Raw genomic sequence first — 23,157 nt, forward strand, 5'->3', positions numbered from 1 at the left:
GAGTTATTCCTGAACAGGCTGACGCGGCCACCAGCGGGTCCACCAGCCAAATGGAGCCTCGTCGGCGGCAGGGCTGGCGGGTGTGGGCAAGGCCAGCGGCTCTCTGGAATTGGAGTCAGGGGCAAAGAGGGTCTGCAGCCAGTGGAGAAGCCCCCCCTCCGCCTGGGTCTTTTCCGGCTGGGGCTCAGCCACAGGGGCCGGAATAGCCGGGGCGGCAGGGGTCGCCGGAAGGACGACGAAGGTACGGCCCTCCGCGGGCACATAGCCCAGTTCCCGGGCCCGTTGGGCGATCCGATCCAGGTTGGTGGCTGCCGCAATCTGCCAGGCCAGCTCGCTGTTTTCCTGGATGAGCCGCTCGTGTTGTGCCTGGAGCTGGCTCAGCTCCACCCGGGCCTGCAGGATCTGGGCCGCCAACAGGACGTGCAGGGTCAGCCCCAGGAAGATCAGGCTAAGGCCGGCCACGTAGCGGGCAAAGGCCTGGGGACTGTCCGGCAGCCGGAGCCAGCCAGCCGCCACGTCCATCTGCCGGAGGAGCGGAGACAGCCAACCCGACGGCAGGGGAAGGGCCGGTGCAGCCGTGGAGGGGGCGGTTGTCGCCTGACTCCAGCGGGACGCCGGGGATGACTTTTGGGCATACGGGGCAGAGGGAGAGAATGAACGCTGGGATACCAGTTGCATAAGTGCTCCTCTGTCATCGGCGAATTGGCAGCGACGACCACCTTGCAGAATGACATAGACGATGACATGAAAGACGATGACATGAAAGACGTCAAAATGTCTTGATAATACCCTGATAATGTCTTGATGGTGCCTGGATGCGCTGCTGGTATGCGTTGGTTGTGCCTTGCGGAACCGGCGAAGGACGCTGACAAAGGACGCTGGCAGAGGTCTTCGCCGGGGCCTGTCAGAGCCGCTCTGCGATGCGCAACTTGGCGGAACGGCTCCGAGGATTGTGCTGGATCTCAGCCGCATCCGGCACAATGGGTTTGCGGGTGATGATGCGCAGGCCTGGCATCTTTTCGTAGCCGCCCTGGGGGTGGGATGGATCCTGGACGAAGGAGCTGGCTTCTGCCTGCATCCAGCGCTTCACAATCCGATCCTCCAGGCTGTGGAAGCTGATGACCGCCAGACGCCCTCCAGGCTTCAGGAGCTCCAGGCATTGGGGCAGGACCGACTCCAGGGCCGCGAGCTCCTGATTGACGGCGATGCGCAGGGCCTGGAAGGTGCGGGTGGCCGGATGAAGACGCTCGCCCCGCCGGCCGCCCACGGCCCGTTCTACCGCCTGAGCCAGCTGGCCGGTGGTCTCAAAGGGCCGGTGGCGCACCAGGTAGCGGGCAATTCGTCGGCTGCGCCGCTCCTCCCCATACTGGTAGATCAGATCGGCCAGCTCTTGCTCGGGCCAGGTATTGACGATGTCGGCGGCGCTCAAGGGCTGAGCCGGGTCGAAGCGCATGTCCAGGGGCCCATCCTGCTGGAACGAAAAGCCCCGGTCCGCGAGATCCAACTGAAAGCTGCTGACGCCCAGATCCAACAAGATGGCGTCGACAGGTGCAAAGTGGTGGGTGTGGACTGTCTGTCTCAACTGCGTGAAATTGCTCTGGACGAGTCGCAGGCGCCCTGCCTGGACGGCATGGGAGAGCCGTTCGGCAACCCGTTGAATGGCCTCCGGATCGGCGTCCAAGCCCAACACCAAACCGTCGGGTGCTGAACGCTGGAGCATGGCTTCCGTGTGCCCACCGCCCCCCACCGTGGCATCCACCATGCGCATGCCGGGGCGGATCTGGAGGCCCTCCAGCACAGCCTCCAACAGGACGGGGACGTGGCGATAAAGATCAGATGGATGGGCGCCGGCATGGGCGTCCATCGGGGTCTCTTCCTCATCGCCCGCCTGGATACCACCGGATACCATCATGAGGAACCTGACATTGCTCCTGGACTCATACATTCAAGGCGGCGAACAGTTCGCCGTCGATGTTGCCGCTGTCCAACGGCTGCAGGACCTTTTCCTCCCAGAGGGAGGGCTGCCACAGCTCGACGAATGTATGGAGGCCGGCGACGAGAATATCGCTCTCAATCTGGGCGTAATCCCGCAGGCGCTGGCTGATCAAGATGCGTCCCTGCCGGTCCGGCTTCAGATCTTCGGCGGCGCTGAAGATGGCCCGGCGCAGGAGGGCCGACCGGGGATCGGTCAGGGGCAGGGCGCTGATCTTTTCGGCCATTTCCATCCACCTGGCCTGGGGGATCACCAGCAGACAGCGCTCCACAGGATTCCGGGTGATCACCAGGCCGGCGGCCAGCTGATCCCGGAACTTGGCCGGAATGGTCAACCGGCCCTTGCTGTCCAGACTGTGGATGAATTCGCCGAGGAACACGCGATGATCCCGTTCTGCAGATGGAGGTCACGCCGTGTTACACATCGCCCTGCTACATGGCTGTGACCCAGATGGCGCTCAACAAAGGGCAGTGCTGAACGGTCGGGCAAAGATCCGCCCATCAGGCGGCGGGGACCTGCCAATATCCCAAATTCAGAACACTTGTTCTTGGCGTCCCACTTTTGCCGCCAATTTTCCCCGCAATTAGGGACAACGCCCCACTTTCTACCATAATGGCCCACATTATAGTGCATTTCGTTCCTTATGTCCACCCCGGATCAGGGCCTCCCCTTGGGAAATTTGGGAAATTCCCTCATACTTTTGTCGCATTTTTTATTTGGGTTCCTATCTGGACCAGGATAGCCCTCCACGGGCGGCTTGATTTCGGGCACCTGCTGTGAGTTCATACAGGGAGTTCATACAGAAAACGGAATTGTCATTACAGTTTCGACAGGCTTTCTGGTGTATGGTAACGGAGTCGATTTGTGCGCACAGGCTGAACCGGTTCTTGATTCCGTTTCTCCCATTTTATTTTTGACTTTGAATCCGAGGTGTGCTAACATTGCAAGTTACGCCAGGGAGCGCCGTCTTTTGACGCGCCCTGACCTTGCAAGGAAGAAGGATGGCGAACAGGCCGACCGGCCCGCCAGGCAAATCTGGCTCGACATCCTGTATTGACAACCAGATAACATTGGCAATTGCTGCTGGTAGAAGGGAATCAGGTGACGCGTAGGGGAATGGGCTTTGGCAGGCTCATGGCAAAGGATGCAAGACCCGTACAGCACCTGATTTTTTTTGGCATTATTCCAGGTTGACGTTGACTGTAAATTCCAGGATTGGTTTCGGCCTGGGTAGCAGCGCTGGCGCAATTAAATCATCGTTATTTTTTCGTTATTTTTATTGAGTGGCATCCATATAAAAAACCTTGTTGTACGGAGTTGGATAACCAAGGCACCAGGATATAGGTAGGGCCCGGAACAGCGTCGTGGCCGTTCCGACCACTATCTATAGGGGTGTCTTATTGTTATTTTCCGGCCCGGCGTTGGCCTGAGATGCAGGGTCAATGACGTCCGTTTGGGTATTCATGGGTTTGAAGGAGCTGAGTGCTACATGAGACTGTCCTCGAATGGTACCAATTCTGCTGTGAAAGGGCTGCGCACTGTCCGTAAGTCGTATGCCCGAACACCGACCATCCTGGATCTGCCGCGGCTCACCGAAGTCCAGTTGCGCAGTTTTGAATGGTTTAAGACGGAGGGGCTGCGCGACCTCTTCGACGAGATCTCGCCCATCGTGAGCTTCAACAAAAATCTGGAGCTCCACTTCGGCGACTTCTATTTCGGTGAGCCCAAGTATCCGGAAGACGAGTGCCGGGAGCGGGACATCACCTACGCGGCGCCCCTGTGGGTCAAGGTGAAGCTGATCAACCGGGACACGGGTGAAATCAGCGAGCAGGAAGTCTTCATGGGCGACTTCCCGCTCATGACAGACGCGGCCACCTTCATCATCAACGGCAGCGAACGGGTCGTGGTCAGTCAGCTCATCCGCTCGCCGGGGGTCTATTTCACCGTGGAGGAGGACCGCAGTACCGGCCGTGAGCTGGCCGGCGCCAAGCTGATCCCCAGCCGCGGCGCCTGGCTGGAGTTCGAGACCAGCAAGCGGGACATCATCAGCGTCAAGGTGGATCGAAAGCGCAAGCTGCCGGTCACCCTGCTGCTGCGCGCCATCGGCTATGGCACGGATGAAGAGATCCGGGAACTCTTCGCCGACGTGGACACCGACCTGGATCACCCCTTCATCGAGGCCACCCTGGAGCGGGATGCCACCAGCAACCCCACCAACAACAGCGAAAAAGGGGTGGAGGACGCCCTCCTGGAATTTTACAAAAAACTGCGGCCAGGTGACCCCCCCACCCTGGATAACGCGCGCAATTTCGTCCAAAATCTTTTCTTTACCCCCCGTCGCTACGACCTGGGACGGGTGGGCCGCTACAAGCTGAACCGCCGCCTGGGGCTGAATACTCCCCTGGATACCCGCATCCTCACCAACGAGGACCTGGTGGCGGTGATCCGGCGCATCATCGAGATCAACAACGGCCCAGCCCGGCCGGACGACATCGACCACCTGGGCAACCGCCGGGTTAAGACTGTGGGCGAGCTGATCCAGAACCAGCTCCGCATCGGCCTGCTGCGCATGGAGCGAGTGGTGCGGGAGCGCATGTCCATCCGGGACCCGGAGCAGGTGACGCCCCTGAGCCTGATCAATATCCGGCCTGTGGTGGCGGCCACCCGAGAGTTCTTCGGCGGCAGCCAGCTCAGTCAGTTCATGGATCAGACCAACCCGCTGGCCGAGCTGACCCACAAGCGCCGCTTGAGCGCCCTGGGCCCCGGCGGCCTGCGCCGGGAACGGGCCGGCTTCGACGTCCGGGACGTCCACTACAGCCATTACGGCCGCATCTGTCCCATCGAGACGCCTGAAGGCCCCAACATCGGCCTGATCGGCTCCATGGCCACCTACGCCCGGGTCAACGACTTTGGCTTCATTGAGACGCCATACCGGCGGGTCTACAACGATGTGGAACCCACGGTGGAGGCCCTGCGGGGCCACACCCTGGACGCCGACGTCACCGACCCCGAGACGGGCGAGGTGGTGGCCACCAAGGGCACGGTGGTGGACGAGGAGCTGGCCAAGCGCATCAGCGCCCTCTTCGCAGGCCGCAACAACGGCAGTGAACCGGTCCGCATCAAGGTCAAGCCCTTCGCCAGCCGGGAGGTGGTCTACCTGACTGCCGACGAAGAGGAAGATGCCTCCATCGCGCAGGCATCCTCCCAGCTTAACGCGGTGGGTGAATTCCAGAATCCCCGCCCCTCGGCGCGGCGGGCCGACGAGTTCCTGTTCGAACAGCCGTCCCGCATCCGCTACATGGATGTCTCGCCCAAGCAGATCGTGGGTGTCTCGGCGGCGTTGATTCCGTTCCTGGAGCATGACGACGCCAACCGGGCCCTCATGGGCTCCAACATGCAGCGCCAGGCGGTGCCCCTGATCCGGCCCGAGGCCCCCATCGTCGGCACGGGCATGGAATACCAGGCGGCCATCGACTCTGGCCAGGTGCTGGTGGCCCGCAAGGCCGGGGAAGTGGTCAGCGTGACCGGCTCGGAGATCGTGGTCCAGGAGGACGACGGCACCCGCCGGGTCTATCACCTGCGCAAGTACAACCGGAGCAACCAGAGCACCTGCATCGACCAGCGCCCCACCGTCTACAAGGGCGACCGGGTGGAAGCCGGTTCTGTTCTGGCCGACAGCTCCAGCACCGAGAACGGCGAACTGGCCCTGGGCCAGAACGTGGTGGTGGCCTACATGAGCTGGGAAGGCGGCAACTTCGAGGACGCCATCCTGGTCAGCGAGCGGCTGGTACAGGAGGACAAGTACACCTCCATCCACATTGAGAAGCACGAGATCGAGGCCCGGGAAACCAAGCTGGGCCCTGAAGAAATCACCCGGGACATCCCCAACGTGGGCGAGGATGCCCTGAAGGATCTGGACGAAGAGGGCATCATCCGCATCGGCGCCGAAGTCAACCCGGGCGACATTTTGGTGGGTAAGATCACGCCCAAGGGTGAGACGGAGCTGACGCCGGAGGAGAAGCTCCTGCGGGCCATCTTCGGCGAAAAGGCCCGGGAGGTCAAGGACAGCTCCCTGCGTCTGCCCCACGGTGAGCGGGGCAAGGTGGTGGACGTCAAGGTCTTCGACCGGGACGAACACCGGGATCTGGCCGCCGGTGTGGAGCGCATCGTACGGGTCAGCGTGGCCCAGCGCCGCCGGCTGACGGAGGGCGACAAGATGGCCGGCCGCCACGGCAACAAGGGCGTCATCTCCAAGGTAGTCCCTGTGGAGGATATGCCCTTCCTGGAGGACGGCACGCCGGTGGACATCATCCTCAACCCCCTGGGTGTGCCCGGCCGCATGAACATCGGCCAGATCCTGGAGGCTCACCTGGGCTGGGCAGCCAGCCGCCTGGGCTTCCTGGCCGAGACGCCCGTCTTCGACGGCGCCAAGGAAGACGAGATCGAGGCGGAACTGGCCCGGGCCTGGCTGATTGACCGGGCCTGGCGGGATGCCACCGAAAAGGCCTGGCAGTTGGTCAAGGAACAGCGCATCAGCCCAGAGGAGCTGCTGGACGACGCCGACGCCCGGCGCATCTACCTGGTCGCCTGGCTCGAGCCCCTGGGCTACGACGGGGAGCGCATCTTCAACGACGAAACCTACGCCCGCCATGCCTGCCTGCGGGAGTGGCTGCGGGAACGGGGCTACGAACCCGAAGCCCTGTTGCCCGACAGCTACAGCCAGCGGCGTACCAGCCGGGAATCCAACGAGCTGGTCAAGGAAGTGGCCCTGCGGGAGTGGTACATCTTCCACGGGGGCGAGGTGGGTGACCTCTCCGGCGAAGCCCTGGCCCAGGCCGCGGCCGAGTTGAGCGAGGAGACCGGCTGGCCCCTGCCCACCACTGGCAAGCAACGCCTCTACGACGGCAAGACCGGCGAGCCCTACGACTCCCCGGTCACTGTGGGCGTGGTCCAGATGCTCAAGCTCCATCACCTGGTGGAGGACAAAGTCCACGCCCGGAGCACCGGCCCGTACAGCCTGGTCACCCAGCAGCCCCTGGGCGGCAAGGCCCAGTTCGGCGGCCAGCGCTTCGGCGAGATGGAAGTGTGGGCCCTGGAGGCCTACGGCGCGGCCTACATCCTGCAGGAGATGCTCACGATCAAGTCGGACGACATCACCGGCCGGGTCAAGACCTACGAGGCCATCGTCAAGGGCGAGGAGATCCAGAGCCCTGGCGTCCCGGAGAGCTTCCGGGTTTTGGTGAAGGAATTGCAGAGCCTGGGCCTCTCGGTGGAAGTGATCAACGAGAAGAACGAGGTGATCCAGTTTGGCAAGGAAGACAGCGAGGAGCAACTGCCCAAGCTGGGCTTCAGCCTGAATGTACCGGGGCCGATGAGCCGGAGTAGCGAATAACTGTGTCGGGTTCGTCCCCTGGGGGAAAGAGCGGCGTTCATCGCCACTCCCCCCCGGGGGGATTCGCACCCTGAAAAAGGGAGATAGATAAACAGATGGAAGTCAAAGATTTCGACGCCATTCGTATCTCATTGGCCTCACCGGAGCAGATCCGCGAGTGGAGCTACGGCGAGGTAACCAAACCGGAGACCATCAACTACCGGACCCTGCGCCCAGAGCGGGATGGCCTCTTCTGTGAACGGATTTTCGGCCCCACCAAGGACTGGGAGTGCGCCTGTGGCAAGTACAAGCGGGTGCGCTACAAGGGCATCGTCTGTGACAAGTGTGGGGTGGAAGTGGCGCCCAGCCGGGTGCGCCGGGAGCGCATGGGCCACATTGAGCTGGCCTCCCCCGTCAGCCACATCTGGTACGTGAAGGGCGTGCCCAGCCGCCTGGGTCTGCTGCTCAACATCAGCCCCCGCCACCTGGAGCGGGTGCTCTACTTTGCCCAGTACATCGTCACCAACGTCAACGAGGATGCCCGCAGCCGGGCCATCCAGCGCCACGAGCGGGAACTGGCCATGCGCCTGGCCCGGATCGACCACGAGATCGAAGGGACCATCACCGAGCTGGAGAACCAGCTGGAGTCCCGCCTGGCTGCGCTGGACGAGGAAGAGGAACAGGCCATCCGGGAGCTGGATGAACGCATCAACGACGCCTCCTCCCGCATCATCAGCGAGGCCCAAAACCTGCAGATCTGGCTCCAGGATCGCATCGGCAAGAAGGCCGAGCAGGACCAGCACCTGTCGTGGACAGAGCAGGCCGTCATCCAGGCCGGCGAAGTCATTTCCCGGGACCACGAGACGGCCATCAACAACCTGGTCCAGGAAAAGCTCAACGAGCTGCAGCAGGAGTCCGACGAAGAGAAGGCCGACATCCGCCTGATGATCGCGGCCAAGCGGGATCATGTGCGCAGCGAGCTGGGCGCCCAGATTGAAGAGCTGCGTCAGGGGGTCGAGGAGCGCAAGGAGCGCATCCGGGCCCAGATGGAACGGGAGCTGGAGGACCTCAAGTCCCTGGAGGAGAAGCAGCTCCTGACCGAGAACCGCTACCGGGAACTGGCCGAGAAGTGGGGCAATGTCTTCACCGCCGGCATGGGCGCGGAGGCCATCCGGGACATTGTGGCCAAGTTGGACCTGGACAAGCTGGCCAAGGAGCTGCGCAAGGAGATCCGCACCACCCGCAGCAAGCAGCGCCGCAAGAAGGCGGCCAAGCGCCTTCGGGTGGTGGAAAACTTCCGTAAGAGTGGCAACCGCCCCGAGTGGATGATCCTGACCGCGCTGCCGGTGATTCCGCCGGACCTGCGCCCCATGGTGCAGTTGGACGGCGGCCGCTTTGCCACATCGGATCTCAACGACCTGTACCGCCGGGTCATCAACCGCAATAACCGCCTGCACCGGCTCATGGAGCTGGGCGCGCCGGATGTGATCGTGCGCAACGAGAAGCGCATGCTGCAGGAGGCCGTGGACAGCCTCATCGACAACGGCCGGCGCGGCCGGGCCGTCAGCCGCAGTGGCAAGCGCAAGCTCAAGAGCCTCAGCGACCTGCTCAAGGGCAAACAGGGGCGCTTCCGCCGCAACCTGCTGGGGAAGCGCGTAGACTACTCGGGCCGCTCGGTGATCGTCATCGGGCCGGAGCTCAAGCTCCACCAGTGTGGCCTGCCTAAGAAGATGGCCCTGGAGCTCTTCAAGCCCTTTGTGATGCGCCGCCTGGTGGAATACAACTATGCGCACAACATCAAGAGTGCCAAGCGCATGGTCGACCGCATGAGCCCGGAAGTCTGGGACGTGCTGGAAGAGATCTGCAAGGAGCGGCCGGTCCTGCTGAACCGTGCGCCCACCCTGCACCGCCTGGGCATCCAGGCCTTTGAGGTGGTCCTGGTGGAAGGCAGCGCCATCCACCTGCACCCCCTCACCTGCACGGCCTTCAACGCAGACTTCGACGGCGACCAGATGGCCGTCCACGTGCCCCTGAGCAGCCAGGCCGTCAAAGAAGCCCGGGAGCTGATGCTCTCCAGCCAGAACCTGCTCAAGCCCAGCAGCGGCGACCCCATCGTCGGGCCGTCCAAGGACATGGTGATGGGCGTCTACTACCTGACCGTCATGGAGTCCAAACCCCGGCGCTCCAAAGCGAGGGCCAACGGCGCCAATGGGGCCAATGGGGCCAACGGTGAGGAGCCCCGGCTGCCCACCTTCGCCACCATGGACGAGGCCGAGTACGCCTACGACATGGGCATCATCAAGCTGCGGGAGCCCATCCGGGTCTGGTTCACCAGCAAGTACGACCAGGTGCCCGTCTCCGAACTGCTGGTCGGCTCGGAGCGGATGGCGCCCTACGGACCCGAGGCCGGGATCAGCCAGCGGGTGCTGGATGCCCTGACCGGACACGGGATCCGCACCGTGGGTGAGTTGATGGACTACTACACCCGCGGCGAGAACAAGATGATCCAGGAGATCGCCGGTTTCGGCACCGTGGCCATGGACGAGACCCGGGAAGCCCTGCGGGTGCTGGGGCTGTTGGGCGCATCCTGGCCCAGCGAGCGCCTGATCACCACCACGGTGGGGCGCATCATCTTCAACCGGGCCCTGCGGGAAGAGCTCTGGTTTGTCAATGAAGTGTTGGACCGCAAGGGCGTGGATGCGGTGGTGGCCCGCTGCTACAAGCACCTGGGCCGGGAAGTGACCGCAGAGGTGGTGGACAACATCAAGGATCTGGGCTTCCGCTACGCGACCCGCTCCGGCATCACCATCGCGGTGAGCGACATTCGGGTGCCCGAGCAAAAGGCCGAGATCCTGGAGCGCACCAGCCGGGAAGTGGAGCTGAGCGAGCAGCAATACCGCCGTGGCCTGATCACGGCCGAAGAGCAGTATAACAAGATCGTGGAGCTGTGGACCCGGGCCACGGACGAAGTGACCGACGCGGTGAAGCAGCTGCTGAACCCAGAGGAAGGGTTGGGCGCCATGGCCCAGTCCGGCGCCACCAAGGGCGGCATCAACCCCATCCGCCAGCTGGCCGGCATGCGTGGTCTGATGGCCGACCCCAACGGGCGCATCATTCCGCTGCCCATTCGCTCCAACTTCCGGGAAGGCCTCACGGCGCTGGAGTACTTCCTGAGCACCCACGGTTCCCGCAAGGGTTTGGCCGACACCGCGCTGCGCACGGCCGACGCCGGCTACCTGACCCGACGCCTGGTGGACGTGGCCCAGGACGTGATTGTGACCATGGAGGACTGCGGCACCACCACAGGGATCTGGATCAACGCGGATCAGGCGGCCGCCATCGGCGAAACCTTCAGCGAACGCATCGCCGGGCGCTTCCTGGCTGCTGACATCACCGATCCCGAGACCGGGGAGGTGCTGCTCAAGGCGGGCACCCTGCTGGACGAGGCGGCCCTGGCCACGGTGGCCCGGTACAAGATCCAGCAGGCCTACGTGCGCAGCCCGCTTTCCTGTGAGGCCCGCTTCGGCCTCTGCCAGAAGTGCTATGGGGAAGACCTGGCTCGAGGCGGTGTCATCAAGCTGGGCGAGGCTGTGGGCATCATCGCGGCCCAGTCCATCGGCGAACCCGGCACCCAGCTGACCCTGCGCACCTTCCACACCGGTGGTGTGGCCGGCGGCGACGACATCACCCAGGGTCTGCCCCGCGTCGAGGAGCTCTTCGAGGCCCGAACGCCCAAGGGCGAAGCGGTCATCAGCGAAATCGACGGCACGGTGGACATCTACTGGGAAGGCGAGATCCGCATGCTGCGGGTCAGCCGCACCGACCTCAAGAGCCGCAACGTGGAGATCCCGGCCGGCTACCAGGTCCTGGTCAGCGACGGCGACCGGGTCCAGGAGGACACGGTCATCGCCCTGCCGCCCGAGGGCGAATCCGCCGGGGGTGCGTCCGAGGAGGCTACTGCCGAGGAGGCCGGCGTGATTGGCATCGTGGCGGGCATGGCTGGCGAAATCTTCCTGGAAACCCAGGAGGACGGCCGCACGGTGGCCACCATCCGCCGGGAGGACACGGAAGTCTGGGAAGTGGACATCCCGGCCAACGCCCGCCTGCGGGTGGAGAAGGGTGCCTACGTCCATGCTGGTGAGCAGCTCACCGAAGGGGCCAAGAACCCCAAGGAGATCCTGCGCATCCAGGGGCGGGAGGCCTGCCAGATCTACCTGCTGGAAGAGGTCCAGAAGGTCTATCGCAGCCAGGGTGTGAACATCCACGACAAGCACATCGAGGTGATCCTGCGCCAGCTCCTGCGGCGCATCCTGGTCCGGGCTACCGGCGATACAGACCTGCTGCCCGGGGAGCTGGTGGACCGCTTCGAGTTCGAGGACATCAACGCTGCCGTGGTGGCCAAGGGCGGCAAGCCGGCCCGGGGTGAGCCGGTGGTGCTGGGGCTGACCAAGGCGGCCCTCAACACCGAGAGCTTCCTGGCCGCAGCCAGCTTCCAGGAGACCACCCGGGTTCTGACCGAAGCGGCCATCCGCGGGCAACGGGACGAGCTGCGGGGTCTCAAGGAGAATGTGATCATCGGCAAGCTCATCCCCGTGGGCACCGGCTTCCATGCCCGGCGGGAGCGGCAGATGCGGCGTCAGGCCGAGCTGGCCGCCCTGCAGGAGCCCGCCCACCTGGCGGTGGACGAGGAGGAGGACGGCGAGCTGGAGCTGGACGACCTGGACTTCAGCGACCTGGATATGAGCGACCTGGCCGGAGTGGCCGAGCTGGGCATGGAGCCCCTGGGGGTTTCCGCCAGCGACGAGGACGAAGACGAGGATGTGGAGATCGACTTCGGCTCGCTGGAGAACGACGAGTCTGAGGAAGATCTGGACGTGGACATGGGTTAATGGCCGATGCGCCTGCCCTGCAGGCGTATGGAAAGAGGACAACAGGGGCGGCGTTGCGGGGGCAACGCCGCCCCTGTGCGCGTTTCCGCCCGATCGGCCCGCCCATGACGCATCGTCTGTGTTATAATCACCCCACGACATAGCCGGCCCAACTGGCGCCAACACCATGCCGACCATTCGGCCGTGCCATCGCTGGCGCGCTCGTCGCAAAACAACCAAACGCTAGAAAAGAGGGAATCAGGTTCCATGACTGCCCCACGTAAACGGTATGCCCTGGTGGGCACCGGCGGCCGCGGACGTATGTTCGTGGACGCCATCTGCGGCCGCTACCGGGATAACGCCGAGCTGGTCGCCCTGTGCGACCTGAGCCAGACCCGCATGGATTTCTACAACCAGCAGATCCAGGAGCAGCACGGCCTGCCCCCGGTGCCCACCTTTCACGCGGACGATTTCGACCGCATGGTGGCGGAAACCCGGCCCGAGGTGGTCATCGTCACCACCATGGACGCCACCCACCACATCTACATCATCCGGGCCATGGAGCTGGGCTGCGACGCCATCACCGAAAAGCCCATGACGGTAGATGCCGAAAAGGCCCGGGCCATCTTCGACGCCATTGAACGCACCGGCCGTCAGCTCCGGGTCACCTTCAACTACCGCTACGCGCCCATCGCCACCAAGGCCCGGGAGCTCATCATGCAGGGTGTGGTGGGGAAGCCCCTCCACGTCAACTTCCAGTGGGTGCTGGATACCTTCCACGGGGCCGACTACTTCCGCCGCTGGCACCGGGAAAAGGATAAATCCGGCGGGCTGCTGGTCCACAAGGCCACCCACCACTTCGACCTGATCAACTGGTGGATCCAGTCCTACCCCCAGGAGGTTTTCGCCATGGGGGACCTCCTCTTCTACGGCCGCAAAAATGCCGAAGCCCGGGGAGAACGCTACGAGTACGACCGCTACACCGGCAACGAAGCTGCCCGCCACGATCCCTTCGCCCTGCGCCTGGACCAGCACGAGGTGCTCCGCCATCTCTACCTGGAGGCAGAAAAGGACACCGGCTACATCCGTGATCGCAACGTCTTCGGCGACAACATCACCGTGGAAGACACCATGAGCGTCACCGCCCGCTACCGCAACGGCGCCATCCTCACCTACTCCCTCATCGCCTACAGCCCGTGGGAGGGTTACCGCATCGCCATCACCGGCGACCGGGGCCGCCTGGAAGTGGAGCTGGTGGAGTCGGTGGGCAAACAGTTCATCGCCGGCGAAGAGGAGACCATCCGCCGGGATGAGGAGAGCGAGCAGCGCTTCGGTGGCAAGCATATACGGGTGTTCCCCATGTTCGGCCGCCCCTACGAGGTGGAGATCCCGGAAGGGGTGGGCGGCCATGGCGGCGGCGACCGGGTGATGCTGGAACAAATTTTCTCCCCCAACCCGCCGGCGGATCCCTTCAACCGGGCCGCCTCCCACATCGACGGCGCCGCGTCCATCCTCCTGGGCATCGCGGCCAACGAATCCATCGCCACCGGCCGGCCGGTGCGGGTGGATGACCTGTTGCCGTTGCCGGTGTAAACAGCAAACAACCGCAGGTTCGGCCAGGAGGCCGGACATGGTTACCTCCCCCTGGCGGGTTGTCAAGAGAGCGCTGAGGGAAGAGCGTTGAGAGGAGGGAGCAAAGATGACTCGAGAACGGTTTGACGCCATGTTGGCCAGCGTTCGGGATGAGATTTTGCTGATGGGGAGCCAGGTGGCCGAGGAACTGCAACTGGCCCTGCGCGCCCTGGAGGGGTTGGACGGCGAACTGGCCCAACAGGCCATCGCCGTGGACCGGGAGATCAACCGGCGGCGCTTCGCTATCGAGGATGAATGCTTCCTCCTCATCGCCACCCAACAGCCCACGGCCCGGGACCTGCGCCTGATCTTCGCGGCCATGAACATGATCGTGGACCTGGAACGCATGGGCGACCAGGCCAAAGGCGTGGCCAAGCTGGTGCCCCAACTGGCCCAGCGCCCCCACCAGCACCGCCCACCCGAACTCCACCAGATGGGCCCCATGGTGGCCCGCATGCTGGAAGAGGCGCTCCAGGCCTACGCGGAAAACGACATGGAGCTGGCCCGCAAGGTTATCGCCGACGACGACCAGGTGGACGCGCGCTACGCCAACGTCTTTACCCAGGTGATGTACCAGATGGCCCAGGCCGGCAATCCCGAGCAGGTGGAGGCAGCCTACGAGCTGCTGCGGGCAGCCCGCGAGCTGGAGCGTTTTGGCGACCTCTGCACCAACATCGCCGAACGCACCCTCTACCTGGCCACCGGCTCCATGGAGAATCTCCACGCCGCAACGGCAGGTTCGCCTGAGCCACGGTGAAACGCCCCTCGACCGGAGCAAAGGGCCGACCATGACCCTTGAGCAGGTGACGCTGCTACTGATCCTGGTAACCACCGTCGGGCTCTACATCACCCGCTGGCTGCCCACCGAAGTCACCTCCCTGCTGGCCATTGTCGCGGTCGCGCTCACTGGCCTGCTTCCGCCGGAACAGGCCCTGTCCGGCTTTGCCAGCACGGCCACCATCACCGTGGGCGCCATGTTCGTGCTCAGCGGGGGCCTGCTGCGCACCGGCGCGCTGGAGACAGTGACCATCTACCTGGCCCGCTTCTCCCGGGGCGATCCCCACCGGCTGTTGCTCTTGCTGGCCCTGACGGTGCCAGTGGCCAGCGCCTTCGTCAACAACACCCCCATCGTGGTGATGATGGTGCCGGTCGCGCTGGCCCTCAGCCGCCAGTTCGGGGTGCGGCCCTCGAAGCTGCTGATGCCCATCAGCTACTTCTCCATCCTGGGCGGCACCATGACCCTGATCGGCACCAGCACCAACATCCTCATCGACGACCTCTACCGCCAGGCGGGTGGACCCGGCTTCACCATGTTCGAATTCACCCGCCTGGGCGCCATCTACACCGCGGTGGGCAGCCTCTACCTGGTCCTCATCGGCTATCGCCTGCTGCCCAATCGGGCTCCCCTGATCGACCTGGTGAGCAACCGGGACAAGGCCACCTACGTCACCGAAATCGTGGTGGATGAGGACAGCAACCTGGTGGGCCAGTCCACGGAACAGACCTTTGACCGCATCTCCCAACAGGATCCAGGGACGTCGCCCACCCAGGAGCGACGCCACCGCCGGTTGCGCCGGCCCCCTTCCATCCGAACGGCCACCAACCACGAACAGGAAGACGGGGTGGAGTTGTTGGCCCTCTCCCGGGGAGAACAGGTCTACCGGGCGGAGGAAACCCGGGGACAGGTACTGCAGCCGGGTGACATCCTCATGGTGGCCGGCTCGGCCAACGGCCTGGCCCGCTTCCTGGAACAGCAACAGACCCGGCTGGCCACGGTCCTGGCCGACAGTGAACGCACCCCCCTGCTGGATGTGAAGCAGAAGGTGGTGGAAGCGGTGGTCCTGCCGGAATCACCCTTCAACGGGCGGATGGTCGGCAATCTGGCCCTGAACCGGCTCTACGGGATCAAGGTCATGGGCGTGCAGCACCGGGGGCGGCAACGGCTGACTGGCCTGCGCAATATCCGGCTGGAAAGTGGCGACGTGCTGCTCCTCCTGGGCGCGCCGGAGACACTGCAGGCCGCCAGCGAGGCCGAAAAGCTGCTGCTGGTGGAGGGGATCGAGCGTTCCATCCTGCGGGTGGACAAGTATCGCATCGCGCTGCTCATCATGCTGGGCGTGGTCCTGCTGGCGACCCTCTCCTCCATCCCCATCGTGGTCCTGGCCGTGGCCGGGGCCGGCCTGATGGTGGCCACCCAGTGCCTGCGGGTGGACGAGGCGCTCCAATCCCTGGACGCGGGCACCCTCCTGCTCCTGGCGGCCACCATTCCCCTGGGGGCGGCCCTGGAAAGCACCGGTCTGATTCACCTGGCCGTGGACGGGATCACCTGGCTGGTGGGCGACGCCCATCCGGTGCTCTTCCTCTCCCTCTTCTACCTGATGACCAGCCTGACCACCGAGATCATCTCCAACAACGCGGTGGCCGTCCTGTTTACGCCCCTGGCCCTCAACCTGGCGGCCCGCCTGGGCTTCCATCCGACCCCCCTGCTCATCGCCATTGCATTCGGCGCCAGTGCCGCCTTCCTCACCCCCATCGGCTACCAGACCAACGCCATCGTCATGGGGCCGGGTGGCTACCGCTTCAGCGACTACCTGCGGGTCGGGCTGCCCCTCTCCCTGCTCATGTGGCTAACTGCCACCATCTGCATCCCCTGGTTCTGGCCGCTGACGCCGGGCGGGTGAGGGAAGGCCTGTTCCAGCCTGGGAAGGGATGGCGGTGGGCATCATACCCCCGCTTGCGGCGACCGACGGGCCAGGGCCCACTGAAGCCCCGCGGCCAACAGAAGGCCAGTCAAGGCACCGGAGGTGGGAATCAGCCAGGGCGGCACGGCCGCAGCCGGCCCGGTCCCAAAGGGGGCAAAACCCGATAGCCCCATCAAAACGAGGCCGACTCCCCCCCCCAGAGCGGCGGCCGCCCATGCCAGCACCGGCCAGCGCGCCACAGCCAGGCCGGCAACGACTCCCCAGGCCAAGAGCACGCCAAACAGTCCGGCGCCCAAACTGGATAACAGGGCCGCCACCGGGCCATCGGCATCCACCGTCACCAGGGGTGCCAGGACCAGGCCGGTGCCCACGCCGCCCGCCAGCCCGCCCAGGACCAGACGGGGCAACAGACGGCCCGGTTCTGGCCAGAGCAGCCGGCCCACCCCAATGCCCGCTGCCAACAGGGCCCCGGCCACCAGCCCCATGAGCGCCACCATGGGGCCGATGAAGAGCGCGTCCAACACGGACGCAACGGGGCCAGCAGCCCCAGGGGTATACAAGGTCCCCGCGGCGTGTAGGACAAGGGGCGGGGTCAGGCCCAGGCCGAAGGCCAGCCCGCCGGCTCCCGCCCCCACAGCGACCACCTGGCGCAGCCAGGGCAGATTGGCAGCCAGGCGCATGTGAGCCAGCGTCCAGGCCACCCCCCGTCGCCGCCTGCGATCCAGCCCCATGAGCAGAGACGGATCCAGGTGGAGGATTTGGGCCAGGCCTCGCCTGACCCGAGCCTGAGTCTCGGGCAGCGCCTCATCCAGGGCTGCTGCCAGCCTGTCCACCGCATCTGGCGCCTCTAGCCGGGCCAGGCTTCGGGCCGCCTGATCCCGGACAGGCTGACAGCCATCCTCCAGGATGCGGGTCACCAGGGCCCCGGCTGTGGACGGCCCGGCAACGCCAGCCAGCAGTCTGGCCGCGGCCACCCGGGCTTCGGGCGCTTCATGCTCAAGCAGGGACAACAACAGGGTTTCCTGCGCTCCTTCGTCGCCCACCCGGGCCAACCAGTAATCGGGCTCCTGGTCGTAGCGGATGGCCGCCCGGGCCAGCAACGCCGCCGCCGGACCGTGGAGATCCAGCCGGTCGCGCACCTGGTCCAGCCGCTGAAATTTGCTTTCGCCCAGCAGCAGCTCGGGATCCTGCTGCCAGTCGGCCAGCTCCTGCTGCAGCAGCTCCCGAGCCCGCTTCAACTGCCGGTCCTGCTCATCGACCCAGCTGGCTACAGTGGCCGCCAGCACATCGTGGGTCAATTCGTACCTGTCGCCATCCCCCACGCCTCGCACCAGACGTTGCCGGACCAGCCGGTCGAGGATCCGCTCCACAGCCTGGCTCCCGGCCCATTCCGACACGCCATGGGTCAGGAGCTCCCGCCGGACCGCCGTTCGGGTTCCCTGAGAGGTCACCAGTGCCAGGAGGAGATGCCGGGCGATCTCTCGCTCCGGCGCGGAAAACTCGGCCAGCGAGGTATCCACATAGCGGGCCAGGATCCCTTGGGCGCCGCCCAGGGCGGCAAAGTCCGCCGGGGTGATCTCCTCGCGGCCGTCGGCAGCAGCCCGGGCGTACAGGCCATCGCAGACCAGTTGAAGCTGGGGCGGCATGACCGTGCTGTCTTCGCTCCCGGCGGGGCCCTCCGTGCTCCCGGCCACCAACTCGTCCAACAGATCTTCCACCAGGTCGGCGGCGTAGCGAATACCCAAGCGCCGGGCCGGCTCTTGGATGGCCTGGCGGGCCTGGCTCCGGGTCAGGGGAAGCAGCCGCATCTTGGTTCGAAAGATCTCCGGCAGCCGGTCGTCGAACTCGCCCATGGCGGCCAGCCACTCCTCCCGCAGGCTGAAGACCACCTTCACCGGCACATCCCGGGCATCGAAAAGGCGTCCCATCTGGGCGATAAAGCGGGCCCGGGCGGTGGCGCTGAAGCGCAGGAAGAACTCCTCGAACTGATCCAGCACCAGGACCAGGGTGCCGGGCAGATCCCGGGTGGCCGCCGCCAGGCAGTCCACCAGCGAGCCTGGGGGCAGATCCGCGTCGGGCCGCAGGCGGGCCAGGGCCTGACGAATGGCCGTCTCGGGCTCCTCCAGGGCACGGACCATCACCGCCACGTAGGGCGGATCGGCCTGGGCCAGGCGAGGCAGCACGCCGGCCTGGAGCAGGGACGTCTTGCCGGCCCCCGAAGGGCCGTAGAAGAGAACCAGGCGATGGGCATGGATGAGGGAAAGGAGGGCCGCGGTTTCCTGCTCTCGGCCGAAGAAGATGGGGGCATCCTCCGCCTCGTAGGCGGACAGATGTTTGTAGGGACGGGTGGGCAGGGGCATGGGTGTTGGGTCGCCGGCCAGGGGTGCCGGCGTGGACGAGGGACGGCTGCGGCTGGCCAGTTGGGCCATGAGCGTCTCCAGGAAAGCCGTAGCCCGGACGTCGATCACCTCAACGCCGTGACGCTTGCACCAGCGTAAGACCCGGGGGGAGGGCTCGCCGCCGAAGGCGTAGGCCCTGCGCGCGAAGAGGTCCAACGCACCGGTGACCTTGCTGAAGAGCCGTTTGAACTCGGGATCGGCCAGGTCATATCCCACGAAGACGATGGTTTTGCGGGCCAGGTAGCCTTCCAGCACCACCGAGACACTGTCCTGATCCAGAAAGAAATCTTCGTAGTCATCTTCGGTGAGCACCAGGGACTGCACCTGTTCCAGCGTCCCCCGCAGCTTGTAAAGCTGGGTCTTCTCCCCCTCTTCCAGGGCCACGTCCGCGCTGCTGACGATGACGTCCAGGGAGCGCCCCGCAGCCTCGAAGGCCCGCTCCAGGCGCCGGTCGACGCAGGTGGTGGCAATGACCTTGAGGCTGCCCAGCCGGGCAATGAGGTCGTGGGCCTTTTGGGGTTGGGCACCGGTGAGTTCCACCTGTTCCCGCAGAAACTGGATCAGGGCCTGTCGCCCAAACTGATCCTGGTAGGCCTGGGCCGCCTCGGGAAAGGTATAATCCTCGTCGGGCGATAGCTGGCAGCGGGCGACCAGGTGATCTTCCAGCCGATCCACCAGTGCGCGCCCGTCCTGGTTGCGGGCAAACCGCTCCCCCACGAAGAGCAGGACATTGCCCCGTTCAATCTGTTCCAGCAGGGCTTCGGGAATAACCAGCATGGGTGGCCCTCAACATCCAATGCCCGGCATCCGCCGCACGGAGGAGATCATCTACGGCGTGGCCGGAGCGGTCGCTTCCGGCAACAGGTTCAGGGGGATGGTGCACGAAACGTAGCCTGCAGCGCCGCTGACCCAGCCGATCTGGCCCGTCTCCCGGACACGAACCTGGATCCAGGTGACAGTGCCGATGCGCCGCTGGGCGGTCATGACCTGCTGATCGCTGCGGGCCAGGGGCTCCAACAGGGTCCCCCCGGTCAGGGAGGTCATGGGGGGATCGTAGTCAATGCCGGGCCCGCTGCGGAGGTTCAAGCCGGCCACATCCACGGTGCAGGTGGCGTCGTCAATGGCGAAGTGGACGGCGGGATCGACCGGCCCTACCTGGATCATGTCGTAGTGGACGTGAACCCGGGGGCTATCCAGGGTCTGGACCACCAGGGCAAGAACACCGCTGTCGTACGCGTCATCCATGATCTCCCCCACAGGCTGGCCGTTCAGGGTAAAGAGCATGTTCGCCCCCCGAGCATCCACCCGCAGCTGGTCGGGAGCGGACTCTTCCCCTTGGATGGAGTCATCGCGCCCCTCAGCCAACAGGTTCAGGCGGGCCGGCGTGCTCTTGAAGATGAACCAGCGCTGGGTTCGGGGTGAGATCATAAAGCCGTAGTACTGGTCTCCCGTACGCCGCAAGGCCAGCCCGTAGCGAAAGTCTCCCTCCACCGCGGTGTTGGCAGCGTCGGGGAAAAGGGCGACTTCAACGGTAGCGTCCACCAGGGCGCCGCCGGGCCAGGACACCAGGGCCCGGTCGTGGGCAGTGCGCACCTCCACGTGATAGTACTCTGGCTCATGGTAACCGATGAAGTAGTTGTCGAAAACCAGCGTACCCGGCCAGCCACTCAACGGATCCGTGAAATCATCGTGGTACTGTTGGGCGGCATGGTTCACCGGTGGAGCGAGCGGATAGACAGCCACCCAGTCATGGTGGACGTGGACCCGGATGGCATCCTCGGTCTGGACCAGGAAGCCGATGGAGCCGGCCGTGTACCCTTCGTCCTGCACTTCTGCCACGGGATGGCCGTTGACCATGAAGCGCAGGAGTGGGCCCTGGGTCTCCACCCGGAGATGATCCGGGCTGGCCTCCTGCCCCTGTATCGATTCGTGGCTGCCGTCGGCCAGCAGGGTCAATCCGGAAGTCGAACTCTTCACAACGTACCAGTGCTGACTGCGGGGAGCGACCAAAAAGCCATAGTACTGCTCGCCGGTGCGCCGCAGGGCCAGCCCATAGCGGAAGTTTCCTTCCGCCGCGGTGTTGGCCGGATCCACAAAAACGGCCGCCTCCACTGCCACATCCTCAAATGTGCCCGCGGGCCAGGGGACCACCACCCGGTCATGGGCGGTGCGCACCTCCACGTGATAGTAAGCCGGCTCGTGGTAGCCGATGAAGTAGTTGTCAAAGACCTGGGCATTCGGCCAGCCGCTCTGCACATTGGTGAAGTCGTCCTGGAACAACACCTCGCCGGAAGCGGACGGGGCAGGCATCTCCATCGCGGCTGGCGCAGGCGGGGGCAGAGCTTCCGCGGTCGCGGGCGCAGGAGTCGCCGGGAGCGGGGGCGTGGCAGGAGGCACAGCCGCCGTACAGCCCCCAAGGCCCCACAGCCCACAGACCAGCACCAGTTGTACCACCCAGCGGCCCATCGTCCACGACGGTGCCGCTGGCACCCCCAAAAGTGTTGCCATTTCTCTATTCTCCTTCAACCCGGTCTGCCGCACAGCGGAAACCGGCTACGGATCGAAAACGGTCATCATCGGGGGCCACCTGTTGGCGATAGGCCATATCTCGCTGGAGGCCATACCGTCCACCCCGCAGTAACCTGTGCCCCGTCAGCACCGGCGCATAGGGGGAATCCACCCATTCCCAGACATTGCCGGCCTGGTCATAGACATCGAAGGGGCTACGGTTGAAGGTGACGCTGCCCACCGGGTAGCTTTCCACGGGGGAAAGGGCATTCACCTGCCCCCCCGCCAGCGGATCCGCCCCCCATGGGTACAGGGCGGGGGCCTCTCCGGGTCCCCGGGCAGCCACCTCCCATTCAGCTTCGGTGGGCAGGCGTTTCAACGCCCAGGCACAGTACCTTGCAGCCTCCTCCCAGGTGACCCCCTGGACCGGGTGGCGATCCCGGCCTGGCGGCACGGTACCATCGGGCCAGGCCAGGGGTGGCGTGTGGCCTGTGGCGGCCAGATAGGCCGCGTACTGCTCATGGGTCACCTCGAACTGATCCAGCCAGAAGGCGGGCAGGCTCACCCTCATGGCCGCCACATGGTAATCATCCGCCCTGGGCGCGCCCACTACATATTCGCCGGGCGGGATGGACACCATGCCCTCGGCTGCCGGCAAAGGGAGCGCTGTTTCAGTCGGCGTGGACACGGCCGTCGCTTCGGCCACCGGGGCCGGCGGCGCCTCTTCTCCACAGGGCAGATCAGGCCCCCAGGAGATGACCAGCGCGCCCAGGGGATCGATGGGCGCGCTTCCCCGCTTGGCATCCATCCACCGGCGGACCTGACTCAGGTCGGCGCAGGTTGGGGGCTGGGGGGGCTGATCTGGGAAGATGTAGGTGGCCTCGCCGGCCCGCACGGTCACCACCTCCCCCTGGGCCCGCACCTCGGTGGCCCCTGCCAGGGTCACCATACAGGTCAGTTCGGGCGCGTGGCAGGTCACAAACTCGGTGCCATCTTCAATGGCGGTGATGGTGGCATAGTCTGTGGTCAGGATCAGCCGGGCGTTGGCCTGGCCCGTCAGCTCTGCGCGGGTGTGGCCAAAGGCCTGGCGCATACGCACGAAGATGAAGCCGGCCGCCTCCAGCCGCACGTCGGCCATGTCTATCTGGGTGTCCCGAAAGAGCTCCACCACCAGGCGATCGGGGAAGCGCAAAAGGCCCCGCCCCTGTTCCAGCACGGCGATGCGGTCGCCCGGCTGGACGTCGACGGACTCATCCTGGACCAGCCCGTGGCGCACATCGCCCCGCAGCCGGTCCACCGTGACGGCCAGCGCAGTCAGATTGGCATTGGGCATCAGCAAGGAGCCACCCTGGGAGGGGAGGCCTGCCGGGGTGGTAGCCACGCACGCGGCCACCACCAGGCCAAGGGCCATCGCCATGGCCGCCCACCCAAGGTGGTGCCACACATCTCGATTCATGGGGCCTTTCTCCTTACTGGCCAGGAGCCAGGAACATGTGCTGCAAAAAAGGCGTGCCCTCCGGAACTGGAGGACGTCCTCACCGACAGCCCAGGAATATCTGGAAAGGCCGAAGATGTGGAGGAAAGTGAGGTCAGAAGCAGAGCAGACAGATACAGATCAAACAACAGGTCACAGGAGCAGTGGATGTGGCAAAGTCAGAGGAGGCGACCCGTCTTTACCGGGATG

General features: G+C 65.1%; 11 protein-coding genes. 5 read left to right on the plus strand and 6 right to left on the minus strand.

Features of this window, described 5'->3' with window-relative positions:
* Positions 1–3: 3 nt before the first annotated feature.
* The 3 genes from FKZ61_RS10515 to mraZ form a co-directional block, all read right to left on the minus strand.
* The gene (locus tag FKZ61_RS10515; RefSeq protein ID WP_170199553.1) at positions 4–678 is read right to left on the minus strand and encodes a septum formation initiator family protein; all 675 of its coding nucleotides are present in this window, start codon (positions 676–678) and stop codon (positions 4–6) included.
* Positions 679–904: 226 nt separating this feature from the next.
* Positions 905–1,864, minus strand: a complete 960-nt coding sequence (gene rsmH, locus FKZ61_RS10520; protein ID WP_141610125.1) for a 16S rRNA (cytosine(1402)-N(4))-methyltransferase RsmH — start codon at positions 1,862–1,864, stop codon at positions 905–907.
* A 73-nt stretch (positions 1,865–1,937) separates the two neighbouring features.
* Positions 1,938–2,372, minus strand: coding sequence for a division/cell wall cluster transcriptional repressor MraZ (gene mraZ / locus FKZ61_RS10525; protein ID WP_141610074.1), 435 nt, complete (start codon positions 2,370–2,372; stop codon positions 1,938–1,940).
* A gap of 1,110 nt (positions 2,373–3,482) precedes the next feature.
* Between mraZ and rpoB the strand changes: the two genes are divergently transcribed.
* The 5 genes from rpoB to FKZ61_RS10550 all read left to right on the plus strand — a co-directional run bounded on the left by rpoB (position 3,483) and on the right by FKZ61_RS10550 (position 16,545).
* Complete coding sequence (gene rpoB, locus FKZ61_RS10530) at positions 3,483–7,385, plus strand: DNA-directed RNA polymerase subunit beta (RefSeq protein WP_141610075.1); 3,903 nt, start codon at positions 3,483–3,485, stop codon at positions 7,383–7,385.
* Between the two features lie 95 nt (positions 7,386–7,480).
* Positions 7,481–12,253 (plus strand): DNA-directed RNA polymerase subunit beta', encoded by a 4,773-nt coding sequence (locus FKZ61_RS10535; RefSeq protein WP_141610076.1) that lies wholly within the window; start codon positions 7,481–7,483, stop codon positions 12,251–12,253.
* Positions 12,254–12,499: 246 nt separating this feature from the next.
* Positions 12,500–13,825, plus strand: a complete 1,326-nt coding sequence (locus tag FKZ61_RS10540; RefSeq protein WP_141610077.1) for a Gfo/Idh/MocA family protein — start codon at positions 12,500–12,502, stop codon at positions 13,823–13,825.
* A 106-nt stretch (positions 13,826–13,931) separates the two neighbouring features.
* A complete protein-coding gene (phoU, locus tag FKZ61_RS10545) occupies positions 13,932–14,621 on the plus strand; it encodes a phosphate signaling complex protein PhoU (RefSeq protein WP_141610078.1) in 690 nt (229 codons plus the stop codon).
* Positions 14,622–14,652: 31 nt separating this feature from the next.
* The gene (locus tag FKZ61_RS10550; protein WP_141610079.1) at positions 14,653–16,545 is read left to right on the plus strand and encodes an SLC13 family permease; all 1,893 of its coding nucleotides are present in this window, start codon (positions 14,653–14,655) and stop codon (positions 16,543–16,545) included.
* Positions 16,546–16,586: 41 nt separating this feature from the next.
* Here the strand turns inward: FKZ61_RS10550 and FKZ61_RS10555 are convergent, their stop codons facing one another.
* From FKZ61_RS10555 to FKZ61_RS10565, 3 genes are read right to left on the minus strand one after another with little or no spacing between them, the layout of a single operon-like run.
* A complete protein-coding gene (locus FKZ61_RS10555) occupies positions 16,587–19,742 on the minus strand; it encodes an nSTAND1 domain-containing NTPase (protein ID WP_141610080.1) in 3,156 nt (1,051 codons plus the stop codon).
* Positions 19,743–19,793: 51 nt separating this feature from the next.
* Positions 19,794–21,473, minus strand: a complete 1,680-nt coding sequence (locus FKZ61_RS10560) for an SH3 domain-containing protein (protein WP_141610081.1) — start codon at positions 21,471–21,473, stop codon at positions 19,794–19,796.
* Between the two features lie 4 nt (positions 21,474–21,477).
* Positions 21,478–22,929 (minus strand): SUMF1/EgtB/PvdO family nonheme iron enzyme, encoded by a 1,452-nt coding sequence (locus tag FKZ61_RS10565; protein WP_141610082.1) that lies wholly within the window; start codon positions 22,927–22,929, stop codon positions 21,478–21,480.
* Between the last annotated feature and the right edge of the window lie 228 nt (positions 22,930–23,157).

Origin of the sequence: Litorilinea aerophila (genome assembly GCF_006569185.2) — a bacterium.
In the GTDB taxonomy this organism is placed as follows: Bacteria; Chloroflexota; Anaerolineae; order Caldilineales; family Caldilineaceae; genus Litorilinea; species Litorilinea aerophila.